At 52.5% G+C, this 12,359-nt stretch carries 8 protein-coding genes; 3 read left to right on the top strand and 5 right to left on the bottom strand.

What is annotated here, in order from left to right:
- Positions 1 to 120 precede the first annotated feature (120 nt).
- The 3 genes from ACP15Y_RS03950 to ACP15Y_RS03940 all read left to right on the top strand — a co-directional run bounded on the left by ACP15Y_RS03950 (position 121) and on the right by ACP15Y_RS03940 (position 5,166).
- The gene (locus ACP15Y_RS03950) at positions 121 to 2,868 is read left to right on the top strand and encodes a LysM peptidoglycan-binding domain-containing protein (protein ID WP_424981696.1); all 2,748 of its coding nucleotides are present in this window, start codon (positions 121 to 123) and stop codon (positions 2,866 to 2,868) included.
- 61 nt (positions 2,869 to 2,929) lie between these two features.
- A complete protein-coding gene (locus tag ACP15Y_RS03945) occupies positions 2,930 to 3,250 on the top strand; it encodes an ArsR/SmtB family transcription factor (protein ID WP_424981695.1) in 321 nt (106 codons plus the stop codon).
- Positions 3,250 to 5,166 (top strand): ABCB family ABC transporter ATP-binding protein/permease, encoded by a 1,917-nt coding sequence (locus ACP15Y_RS03940; RefSeq protein ID WP_424981694.1) that lies wholly within the window; start codon positions 3,250 to 3,252, stop codon positions 5,164 to 5,166. The genes ACP15Y_RS03945 and ACP15Y_RS03940 overlap by 1 nt, the downstream gene beginning before the upstream one ends.
- Positions 5,167 to 5,246: 80 nt before the next feature.
- On the opposite strand, the gene ACP15Y_RS03935 is transcribed toward ACP15Y_RS03940, so the two are convergent.
- From ACP15Y_RS03935 to nadC, 5 genes are all read right to left on the bottom strand, one after another.
- Positions 5,247 to 8,618 (bottom strand): efflux RND transporter permease subunit, encoded by a 3,372-nt coding sequence (locus ACP15Y_RS03935; protein ID WP_424981693.1) that lies wholly within the window; start codon positions 8,616 to 8,618, stop codon positions 5,247 to 5,249.
- Positions 8,615 to 9,826: an efflux RND transporter periplasmic adaptor subunit gene (locus tag ACP15Y_RS03930; protein ID WP_424981692.1), complete on the bottom strand. Its 1,212-nt coding sequence runs from the start codon at positions 9,824 to 9,826 to the stop codon at positions 8,615 to 8,617. Before ACP15Y_RS03930 ends, ACP15Y_RS03935 begins: the two co-directional genes overlap by 4 nt.
- Positions 9,827 to 9,837: 11 nt before the next feature.
- On the bottom strand, positions 9,838 to 10,386 hold the full coding sequence (locus tag ACP15Y_RS03925) for a helix-turn-helix transcriptional regulator (RefSeq protein WP_424981691.1): 549 nt from the start codon (positions 10,384 to 10,386) through the stop codon (positions 9,838 to 9,840).
- Positions 10,387 to 10,572: 186 nt separating this feature from the next.
- On the bottom strand, positions 10,573 to 11,394 hold the full coding sequence (cysQ, locus tag ACP15Y_RS03920) for a 3'(2'),5'-bisphosphate nucleotidase CysQ (RefSeq protein ID WP_424981690.1): 822 nt from the start codon (positions 11,392 to 11,394) through the stop codon (positions 10,573 to 10,575).
- 12 nt (positions 11,395 to 11,406) lie between these two features.
- Positions 11,407 to 12,264 (bottom strand): carboxylating nicotinate-nucleotide diphosphorylase, encoded by an 858-nt coding sequence (nadC, locus tag ACP15Y_RS03915; RefSeq protein ID WP_424982456.1) that lies wholly within the window; start codon positions 12,262 to 12,264, stop codon positions 11,407 to 11,409.
- Between the last annotated feature and the right edge of the window lie 95 nt (positions 12,265 to 12,359).

Genomic DNA, 12,359 nt, shown 5'->3' with positions numbered 1-12,359 from the left:
TCGGGGCCAGCTTCTCAAGACTAAGGGGAGGCAAAACTGGCTGAATCGGCATCTAAATCCAATCTCTATGTTGCACTAGGCTTTGCAGCGGCCACCACTCTTATTGTGGGGGGCGTTGTCGTGGCACCTGCCATCAATGCATGTTCTGGGCGCGATGCGCCATTTCTGAGCTGCGTAACAGGCCAAATCACCAACCGCACACCAGTTGAGCAAAGCGCCAACGTGACTGCCGATACCGAGGCTGGAGATGTTGACCAGCAGGACGCTGCGTCCTCGTCTGATCAGGATCGCCTTGAAGCTGATCCTGCACCAGCAGAAGATGCACAAACCGACGAAACTCAAATCGCCCCACCGCTTTTCGCACCGGATTTCACCATCGCCCGCGCCAGCCCAGACGGATCTGTCGTGATTGTAGGCAATGGCGATCCACAGCATGAAAAAGTGATTGCCCGTGCAAATGGCGAGCCGATTGGCGAGGCCACATTCGAAGCAAATGGCGAATGGGTGATTGTGCCCGAACAACCGTTGCCGCCAGGCGGGGTGGAAATCACAGTTGAATCGATTGATTCAGATGGCTTGGTGGCGCGGTCCAACAAGTCAGAAGTTGTGTTGATCTACGATACAATGGACCGTGAGCCAATCGTCATCGCCAGCGAGCCAGGTGCGGCAAGCGAAATTCTTCAAGGTCTAGACCGCTATCCAGAACAAGTTGACGACGCGCCGACTGAATTGGCCGAAGCACCAACTGGGGACGAAACAGAAACCACCGAAGTCGCAGAAGCTGATGTAGAACAGCCTGCTGAAGAGGAAACCGCAACCGAAGCGAAAATGGCGACTGAAGAGCCTGCAGTTGAGGAAACAACTCAAGTTGCTGCGGCTGACGAAGATACTTCGGAAACCGAAGCACCAGTTGAATCAGAAGTTGAAGTGGCTGAATCAGAAGCTCAAGAGGCAGCGCTAACCGATTCAAATGATTCCGAAATTCAATCTGAAGCTGAAGTTGCTGAAGCAGAAACAACTGAAGAAGTCGCACCTGCTGTAGAAGCCGAGGCTGCTGATACGACTGAAATGGCGGCAGCAGACACTGAAGAGGCTGCGCCAGTCGAAGACGCCACCGAAGAGCAGATCGACGTTGCGGTTGCGGATACAGAAGAAGCAACACCAGCTGAAGAAGCCACCGAAGAACAGATGGACGTTGCAGCTTTGGAGACAGATGCAATCGACGATGCATCAGACGTGCTTGAAGCCGTTGAAGCATTTGTGCAGCCAACCATCGATGCGATTGAGATTGATGGTCAGCAAAACTTCATCGCCGGCGGTGGCCCAGAAGGGGGCATCGTGCGCCTATATGTTGAAAACACATATGTGGCTGACGCAACGGTGCAAGGTGGTCGCTGGTTGGTGGAAGCCGATGACGTGCTCACTGAGCCAAGCCAGCGTGTACGGGCCGATCTGATTGATCCCAAAACAGCCAATGTATTGGCACGCGCAGAGGTCAACTTCGTGATTGAGCGCATCGCGACAGCCGAAGCCGTGCCAGAGCCTGCCGCGACGGCGGACGAGCCAGCAACAAGCGAAGAAACTGGACAATCAACAGAAGTGGCTGAAGCCGAAGTCGTTGAAGACACCACCGACGAAGCACCTGCTGTGGAAACGATGGATGTTGCCGAAGCAGAAATGACGGAAATGCCAGCGGAAACTGAAGAAGCGGCTGAAGTCGCAGAAGCACCTGACGCAGACGCAGTCGAAGCACCAGCCGTTGGATCAACTACCGAAGCGCCACAGGATATGGAACTTGCCGAGGCAACAGAAACCGCACCAAGCAGCGAAGAAGAGCCAGTGGCTGCTGAGGAAACTGTTGAGGAAATGGAAACTGCGGACGCGGCTGATATGGCAGATGCAAAAGCCGCTGATGCAACAGGCACTCAAGCCGAAGCATCGGAGGAACCTGCGGCAGTAACTGAAACCGCTGAGGCCGACGCTGAGCCATTGGCTGAACAGCCTGCACCTTCGGAAGAGACCGAGGCGGCGAGTACTGATGAGGCAGCTCCGGAGCCAGAAGTTGACATGTCTGAAACGGCCGAAGAGGCCCCAATGGTCGCTGACGCAGAAGAAGTTATGCCCAATTCAGATATGGATACCGAGGAGGCTGCACCTGAAGTGGCAGAAGCGCCAGAACAGCCCGCAACTGAACCGGAGACGCCTGCTGCTGAAGAAGAGCAAATGATCGCCGATAGTGAGATGGCCGAACCTGAAACTGAGGCTGCCGATGAAGAAGCTCAGCCTGTCGATGTTGCGGAAGCAGACAGCGAGCCAATGACTGAAGAAGAGGTAGCTCCAACCGAAGAAATGGCTGTGGCCAGCGCAGAAGACGCGGTTGATGCTGTTGAAGAGGCAATGGCCGACGCGTCTGAAACTGAGCCAATGGCGACTGATGCAGAAGATGCAATGTCAGAAACAGATATGGCGGAAGAGGAGCCATCAATTGATGTTGCGGCGGCACCAGAACAGCCAGTTGTGGAAACTGAAGCGCCTGAGATGACTGAAGAAGAAATGGTTGCTGAAAATGATGTGACCACGCCAGAAGTCGAAACTGCCACTGAGGAAGATGCGGCAACGGAAACGGCGGAAGCAGATATTCCAACCATCACTGCAATACCGGTGGATGATGCGGAAGGTCGTTTTGTTTCCGGCAAGGCCATCATCCGCAAGGGCGACAATTTGTGGACCATTGCCCGCCGGGTATATGGCCGCGGCATCCGCTACACCACAATCTATGAAGCCAATGCCAATGAAATCAGCAATCCACATCTGATTTTCCCTGGCCAAGTTTTTGATCTACCTACCGAACAGGAACGTAGCGAATAAAATTGCAGCTTGCAGTTTGAGAGTAAACCCTTTATCGTAAAAATACGATAAAGGGTTTCTCATGTCTAAAGATGAAGAATTAGCAAAACTCACGCGCGCGGTGGGCCATCCTGCACGGGTGGCAATCCTGCGTTATTTGACCAAGCAAAAAACACCTTGTTGTGGCGATGTCACCACCTGCATCGATTTGGCGCAATCCACTGTGTCCCAGCACCTTAAAGTGCTTTTGGAGGCGGGCCTAATCGAACGCAAAGGGCAGGGCACCCGAAACTGCTATTCCATTTGCGCTGAACCGTTTGAACGGCTGAAAGCCGGGATAGACGAGATATTGGCAGCCGACCGCGCCGCAACCGAAAAACATAAAGCGAGTATTGATAGCTAATGGCAGATAACCAAGCTAAAAACGCCAAGAAACAGACTGTCAGCGCCGAAGAAGGCGACGTCCTGACGACAGTTAAAAATCTTTGGCCCTATATGTGGCCAAGTGATCGTCCCGAACTCAAAATGCGCGTGCTGTTGGCGATTGTTGCCTTGCTCGCGGCCAAAGGTGCCTCAACGTTAGTGCCCTTCGCCTATAAGGGCGTCATCGACAGTTTGGGCGAACCCTCGGGCGCCGAAGCCGCGATGTGGTTTGGTTTGTCGCTGCCGTTCATCTTTGCAATTGCTTACGGTATCGGCTCAATCGTTGAGAGCGGCTTTATGCAGTTGCGCGACGTGCTGTTTGCATCTGTTGGGCAAAATGCCGTGCGCCAGCTCGCCCACCGCACCTTTAAGCATCTGCACGCGCTCAGCCTTCGCTATCACCTGCAGCGCCGTACGGGCGGTCTTTCGCGCGTTATTGAGCGGGGGACAAAAGGCATTGAGACCATTGTCCGGTTCACCATGCTGAACACCGCACCAGCCTTGGTGGAGTTTTTGATCATCGGCACCGTGTTTGTCTGGATGTTCGGTATCTCCTATCTGGGCGTGCTTGTGGTCACCATTTGGGCCTACATCTATTTCACCATCAAAGCGTCGAACTGGCGTATTGGCATTCGCCGGGCCATGAATGACAGCGATACCGATGCCAATTCCAAGGCAATCGACAGCTTGCTGAACTTTGAAACCGTCAAATATTTCGGCAATGAAGAAATGGAAACCCGCCGTTTTGATGGGGCAATGGCCAAATATGAAGGCGCGGCAATTCGCATGTGGACCTCGCTCGGTTTCTTGAACTTTGGTCAGGCTGTTATCTTTTGGGCCGGCATGATCGTCATTGGTGTCATGTCAGTGCAGGGCGTTGTCAGCGGCGCAATCACCGTGGGTGATTTTGTGTTGATCAACACCTTTATGATGCAAATCTATCGTCCATTGAACTTCATCGGTTTCGTTTATCGCGAAATCCGTCAGGGCCTGACAGACATTGAGCAAATGTTCCATCTGCTGGATCAAGATGCCGAAATTGAAGACAAACCAGGCGCCAAAGAATTGAAGGTGGAAGGCCCCGTTCTAAAATTCAACGATGTGAAGTTCCACTATGATTCAAACCGGGAAATCCTGAAGGGCATCAGCTTTGAGGTGCCAGCGGGCAAAACAATCGCTGTTGTCGGGCCGTCTGGAGCCGGTAAATCAACCATCTCCCGCCTAATATATCGCTTCTATGACGTGATTGAAGGCAGCGTAGAGGTTGATGGGCAAGATGTGCGGGACGTAACTCAAAAGTCACTTCGCGCTGCTGTGGGCATGGTGCCGCAAGATACAGTGCTGTTCAACGACACCATCGAATACAATATTCGCTATGGCCGCCCAGAGGCAACTGACGCCGAGGTGCGTGAAGCCGCTCGTTTGGCACAGATCTCAGACTTTATTGAGGCTTTGCCTGATGGGTTTAACACCCAAGTGGGTGAACGCGGTCTAAAATTGTCTGGCGGTGAAAAGCAACGTGTTGCGATTGCGCGGACCATCCTGAAGAGCCCGCCAATCCTTATTTTGGACGAAGCAACTTCTGCGCTGGATACGCAAACGGAGCAGGAAATTCAGTCAGCCCTTGATGCAGTGGCGCAAGATCGGACCACCTTGGTGATCGCGCACCGTCTTTCGACCGTGGTCAATGCCGATGAGATCATCGTGTTGCGCGACGGTAAGATTGCGGAGCGGGGCAACCATGAAGGCCTGTTGGCGCAAGAAGGGCTCTATTCACAAATGTGGAACCGTCAGCGCGAGGTCGACGAGGCTGGCGAACGGTTGCGCATGGCGCGCGAAAGCGCCGGCAGTGAGGGCTTCATCTCAGTCAAAACCGAAGATGAACCTGCCCAATAAAGTCGCTTTGAAATTGTTGGCGGCATAAAAAAACGGCCCCGCGAGGGGCCGTTTCACTTTGGAGGTTGGAAAGGGCTGACTTACTCAGCCGCTTCCGGGGTCGGGCGAGACACGATGGTCACGCCATTCTTTTCTTCTGACAACAAGCTGCCTTCCACAGGTGTGCGAATATATTGTTTCGCACTATCCGTATGCCCAGGAATTTGAGCATCAGCAGGTTGATCTTGTTGTGACGCATCTTGCTGTGCTTTTGCTTGCTGAGCCTCAGCTTTAGCTTGTTCCGCTTTGCGTCCAGCAGTTGATGTCCAAACCCAAACAAAGAAGTCTTTCCAAATGGAAGGGGCGGAGAGCATCACTGGCACCATGATCAGCGTAAGCAATGTTGAGAAGCTCAACCCGGCAATCACTGCCGTGGCCAACTGGATCCACCAAGACCCGGATGGGTCACCAACAATGATTTCCCGCGCGAAGAAGTCGATCGAGATGCCCATCGCCATGGGGATAAGCCCGAAAACGGTGGTGATCGTGGTCAACATCACAGGGCGCAAGCGCTGCGATGCGGTCATCAAGGATGCTGTGACCGGGTCCACACCATCTTCCTTGCGGAAGCGGTTATAGGTGTCGATCAAAACAATCGAGTTGTTCACCACGATACCAGCCAGCGAAACGATACCCACGCCAGTCATGATAGCTGAGAACGCTTGCTGCGTGATCATCATGCCCAGCAAAACGCCTGCTACAGACATCACCACTGTCGATAGGGTGATGAACACTTGATAGAAGCTGTTGAACTGGGTCAGTAGGATCAGAAACATCAAGAACATTGCGCCCAAACCAGCCTGCATCATGAAGGCATTGGTTTCTTGGGTTTGCTCGTCCGCGCCGGCAAACTCGAAATCAATCGTTGAAGGCCAGCTTTGGTCATCAATCCAGGCTTTCAGTTGCTCCACTTTTTGCGCAGCAGTAACTGGTGTGCCATCTTCATTTTCCGCAGGGGCCACATTGCCGCGTACACTCATAGTGTACTTTTCATTGCGGCGTTCAATGTTCGCCACTTTCGGCACAGCTTTACGCTCGATAAAGTTCGAAACAGGCACCAAACCTTGGTTGGTGATGATCCGCAAGCTGTCCAACGCATCGAATGTGCGCTGTTCTTTTGGCAAGCGGACTTGAATGTCCAGCTCGTCATTTGCGTCATCAGGGCGATAGCTGCCAATGGCGACACCGGAGGTGACCAATTGCACATAAGGTGACAGTTCACGCACACCTAGACCAAACAAGGCAGCCTTTTCGCGGTCTACTTTGATTTCCCAATCGATGCCGGGGAGGGGACGACCATCCTCAACTTCAATCATGTCGCCCATATCGTTCTCGATATAGTCGCGGATTTTTGCCACCACTGGGGCCAACTCGTCATAGCTTTGAGCCACAACGCGCATGTTCACGTCTTTGCCTGATGGCGGGCCTTCTTCTGCCTCCAACAGCTCAACGCCAACACCGGAGATATCCGCCACATTGGCGCGAATATCCGCGAAAATTTCAGTGGCATAACGACGGTCACGGAATGGTTCAAACTCAAGCTGCAAGTTGCCGATTGTGTCTGGCGGTGTGGAGGTCACAGCGCCAGTCGAACCAAAGTTCAACACAGCATCTTCAATGCCTTCAACCTTAAGAACCTCTTGCTCCACCTCGATCAATAGATCGCGAATTTCCACCGGCGAGTAGTTGCCGCGGCCCGTAATGGCCACAGTGGCATATTCAGGCTCGATCTTTGGAAACGCTTCCACGCCGGTTGGGTTGTTTGAAAATGTGTAGAACACACCACCAATCACACCCAAGCCAACGATCAGCACGATCAAAGGCCTACGGATGATTGCATTCATAAACCGGATGTAAAGCCCAGTAATGCCCGGCACTTTCTTTGGATCAAAGTGGTTGTGTACGGAAAGGGACTTCGCCGCGGCAATTTCCTTTTCGCTCACACGTTTGCGGGCAACAAGTCCGCCAATAACGGGCAGGAAGATCATCGCCGTAATCAAGGATGAAATCAGGGTGATGATCACCATGATCGGCAAATAGCTCATAAACTTGCCGATAATCCCCGGCCACAACAGCATCGGTGTAAAGGCCGCCAGCGTTGTCGCCGTAGAGGAAACAACGGGCCAGAACATCAACTTCGCCGCACGGATAAAGGCTTCGCGCCGTTCCATCCCTTCTGAGATTTTACGGTCAGCATATTCCACAATCACAATGGCACCATCCACCAACATGCCCACAGTCAGCACCAAGCCGAACATGATCATCATATTGACGGTATAGCCAAGCAATTGCAGGAAGAAGAACGCCATCATAAAGCTTGTTGGGATCGCCACACCCACCATGATCGCAGGGCGAATACCCAACATGGCGATGGTGACAATCATCACCAAAGCAATCGCTGTCAAAACAGCCGATTGCAATGAGTCCAACATGCTTTTTGAGAATTTCGCCTGATCCAGCATATATGATGCATGGATTGTTGTCGGCCAATCCGCTTTGGCAGCTTCCACAACTTTACGCACATTATCTGATGTGTCGATAATGTTGGACCCCAAGCGCTTGTTCACTTCAAGGATGATCGCTGGCTCGCCGTTCACACGGGTAAAGTCAGTAGCATCTTTAAAGGTACGCTGAATGGTCGCTACATCGCCAAATGTCACGATGGTGCTGCCATCCGTTTTTAAGGGCAGGGTGAATACGTCAGAAGCTGTCTCGATAAGGCCGGGCACTTCCAAAGCAAATTTGCCTTGGCCTGTGTCCAAGGTGCCAGCAGGCACAACAAGGTTGTTCCGCGCCAGCGCATCAAACAGTTGATTGGTCGTCAGATTGTAGCTTTCCAGCTTCAACAGGTCGACCACCACGTCCAACACTTCCTCACGGTCGCCCGCCATATTAACGTCGCGCACTGTGGAGATGCCTTCTAAATCCTCTTGCAAGTCCTGCGCCACACGCAACAATGTACGTTCAGGCACATCACCAGAAAGAGCCACCGTGATGGTGGCAAAGCCATTGGCTGAGATTTCGTGCACAGTTGGTTCGTTTGCATCGTCAGGTAATTGCGATTTTGCCGTATCGACTTTCTCGCGCGTATCAACCACCGCCTGATCTTTGTCGAAGTTAATATCAAACTCCAAAAACACAGACGCGTGGCCCGTGCTTGAGGTGGATGAGATGGACTTCAACCCATCAAGATTGCGCAGCTCGTTTTCCAACGGTCGCGCCAACAGGCGCTCCGCATCGGCCGGAGACACGCCGGTTTGCGAAACAGATACATAAAGGTAAGGCACATCCACATCGGGTTGGCTTTCCTTTGGCAGATTAACATAGGCGGAAATACCCGCAATTAGCATCACGATCATCACAACGATGACAGTTTTGGGACGCCGAAGAATATTCTCTAGGGCACCAATCATGATGTTGTCTCCTCAGTTTCATTGTCTGCCACCACTTGTTGGCCAGCAACAACATATTCTTGCCCGACCGTGATGATGTCTATGGTTTCTGGCAATCCGGTCACCCAAATGCCTTTTTGGCTGTCTTTAACGATCTCAATTGGATGAAAGCTCACTTGGCCATCTTTAACAGCGCGCACGCCCAATGTGCCGTCATTATCCAATGTCAGCACAGATTGTGGGATTAAATGCGCAGGCACGGTGCCCAAAATCGCACTGGCCTCGGCGGTCAATCCGGCGCGGATGGTTTGGTTTGGGTTCGGCAATTCAACTTCCACAGGGAAGGCGCGTGTCGCTGTGTTGGCAGATGGGCTGATATAGGCCACTTTGCCTTCAACTTCGCGTCCTGTGATGGTTTTCACGGTCACGGGCAACCCAATGCGTACCGCATCAATGTTGCTCTCTGCCACATCACCCACAAACACCAGCGGATCCAATTGAACCAGCGTCACGCAAGCGCCACCAGCAGAAAGCATGTCGCCGGGCTGGGCCATTGGGTCTTGAACAATCCCGCGGGCCTCTGCGTAAATCTCAGTGCGGTCCAGTTCAGCTTTGGCTTCGTCCAACTGGGCCTGCGCCGCTTTCAAGTTGGCTTCGTAAGCTGCACCAGAATTTGCCGGGGCCAATTCTTTTTCGCGCAATGTTTTGTTGGTCTCAAAGTCGGCTTTCGCTTGCTCGAAGCTAGCTTCGGCTTGGGCCAAACGCGCTTGCCGCGTGCCTGAATCGATGGAGCACAACAGATCGCCTGCCTCTACAAGATCACCTTTTTCAACGTGGCGTTTTTCCAAAATGCCAGTTGTTTCCGCGCGGATCGACACTGTCGCCTTCGCCATTGTGTTGCCGCGTAGAGTAACTTCTAGCGGCAGTGGCTGAATGGTAAAAGTGCGGGTCCGTACGGCTTGTAACTCTTCCTCAGCGGCAGTTTCGGCGTCAGCCTCAGCTTGCGCAGCATCTTCATTTGCTGCCTTTTCGTCGTCGCCTTCAATCAAGCCGAAATCGGTCATCAAATCTTTGGCTTTGTCAGCGCCTGGCAAGTCGACCGCGTCTAGCGCTTGGGTTTCACCGTTGCCGGGGCCTTGGCCGCCTTGCACAATGTAACCTGAGGCCATCCATCCGCCGATACCCAACAACAGCAGGAATGCAACGCCATATGACATTAGAAATCGCATAAATTTCGTCCCTATTCGGCTGCGCGGGCAGGTACATCTTCTTGCTGTGCCAGCGCTAATATTTCATGTTTATTTTCAATTAGATATTGGCGGGCACTGCGCATACAGTGCTGCCCGAAATTCAAAACCCAGCGTTCAGAGGGCTTGGTGAACTCTTTTTCCAGTTTCTTGACGTTCTCAATCGCGTCGTCGCATTTGGCAATGCGCTCATTTACGCGTTTTTCCACCAGTGAGCGGGGCAGGTCCTCCACGAACCGCAAAAACAGCAAGAATTCAGAACGGAACACATCATCATTCAACTCGTCATAAAGCGAGTTGATGAAGAACGTGCGACCAGTTTCTGTGATTTTATAGACGCGTTTGGAGGGTTTGCCCTCTTGCGCCACCGTGCGGCTGGTGACGTACCCTTCTTCCTCTAGCTTAGACAAAGCAGGGTAGATGGAGCCAAAGCTAGCTTCCATGAAATAGGCATAATCGCCCTCAGTAGAGCGTTTGCGAATGTCGTATCCGGTGGTTTCGCCTTGCGTAAGAATGGCAAGGCAAATGGTTTTTACATTCATTATAGATCTGCGCCTCATATAGAACCGATATATATCACTCCTATATATGACGGAAAATCATAATGGCAAGGGAAGCTGTTTCACTTTTTTGTAAAAGGGCAACAAAAGGTAAAAATAATGATCAACCGTCAACTTGCATAACGGTAAAACGTTGCGATTGGATTATTGTGTAACCTAAATAGTGTGTTACCGCGCCTTTTCAAGCGCCCGCATCATTATTTCGGCACATTTGATGGCACATGCCGGAGATGCCGCTGCCGCAAAATATGGATTGAGAAAATCCGTATCATTTTTGCCGTACCGCATGGGCTGTCCGGTCGCTTCAATGAGTGCGCCACCCGCATGGCTCAAAATGGCGTGGCCCGCCGCAATGTCCCATTCGCAGGTGGGGGTGAAGCGAGGATAGTGCAGCGCCGCACCTTCGGCCACCAAACAAAACTTTAGGGACGACCCAACCGAAACATCTTCACATGGTCCGGCTTCATCCAGAAAATGCTTGATCGCGCCATGGGCATGTGACCGGCTGGCCACAATCTTGCACTCCATCTTAGGGTTGGTCGAAATGCGCTCCCACGCTTGCGGCACACAATTCTCAATTGCGGCCCGATAAGAGCCATCTGGCGTGCCGATATAAGCTGAGTTGAGAGCAGGGGCGATGATCACACCATGTGTTGGGACGCCATCTTCCACCAACGCAATATTCACCGTGAATTCGCCGTTTCGCTTGATATATTCCTTGGTGCCATCAAGTGGATCAACCACAAAGAAACGACTGCCCAATTGCGGGATTTTGCCGTCTGCCACGCTTTCTTCGCCGAGGATCGGAATGTCCAAGTCGCGCAGCATTTCAATGATAATTGCTTCACCCGCCGCGTCAGCGGCTGTTACCGGAGACCCGTCATCCTTGCGCTCAACCTCGATATGTTGCTGATAGTGCTCAAGAATAACCTTGCTTGCCGCAAGTGCTGCATCCAGCATGCGTGTCGCCAAGGGAGAGAATGTCGGCATGGAATGGTGGTCCTAAATGTCGATCTTGATGTCGAGCCCAATATCCAATGGCACGGCTGCCATCGTAATCTGACTTGTGGAGATAAATTCAACGCCTGTCTCGGCCACTTTGCGCACGCTATCTAAATTGATGCCGCCAGATGCTTCCAACCGTGCCGCGCCTTTCGCTGCATGCACGGCCTCGCGCAACAATTTCGGCTTCATATTGTCAAGCAACACAGCCGTTGCGCCAGCGTCTAGCGCTTCGCCAAACTGCTCAAGCGTGTCCACTTCCACTTCGATGGCCACCAAATGTCCTGCAAATGCCTTTGCCGCGGCCACAGCCTGTTTCACGCCGCCTGCGACAGCAATGTGATTGTCTTTAATCAAAATGGCATCATCCAACCCATAACGATGGTTTGAGCCACCACCACACTTCACCGCATATTTCTCAAATGCGCGCATACCAGGCGTGGTTTTACGCGTGCAGCAAATTTTCGCGCCGGTGCCTTCAATTTCATCCACATAGCGTTTGGTGAATGTTGCGATGCCGCTCATATGGCACATAAAGTTCAATGCGATGCGTTCGGCAGACATGATCAACCGCGCATTGCCACTGATGGTCGCAATGTCTTGTCCTGGGGTCACCAAGTCGCCATCCGCAACATGTGCTTCAAATTTAAGTCCATCGCCAATCTGGGCAAAGGCTGCGCGGGCGAGATCGATGCCGCTGATGACGCCTTTCTCGCGAACGTTCATCACGGCAACCGCCGTGGCGTCCGGGGAGAGGGTGGCTTGCGTGGTCAAATCACCAGCTTGGCCAAGATCTTCCAGCAAAGCATTTTCAACTGCGCGCCGAATGATCGGCTGCGCCAATTGGGCGGGCATCATATTGTTAAACGCCAATTCGACATTCCTTTTTGCTTTATGGCAGTTAGCTTTAGCGATGCCCCTCGCCATAATCAAGCAAACAGGTGCTCATTAGA

The organism is Maritalea sp. S77 (genome assembly GCF_049801075.1).
Lineage (GTDB): Bacteria > Pseudomonadota > Alphaproteobacteria > Rhizobiales > Devosiaceae > Maritalea.
This window is presented reverse-complemented; position numbering and strand designations above follow the sequence as displayed.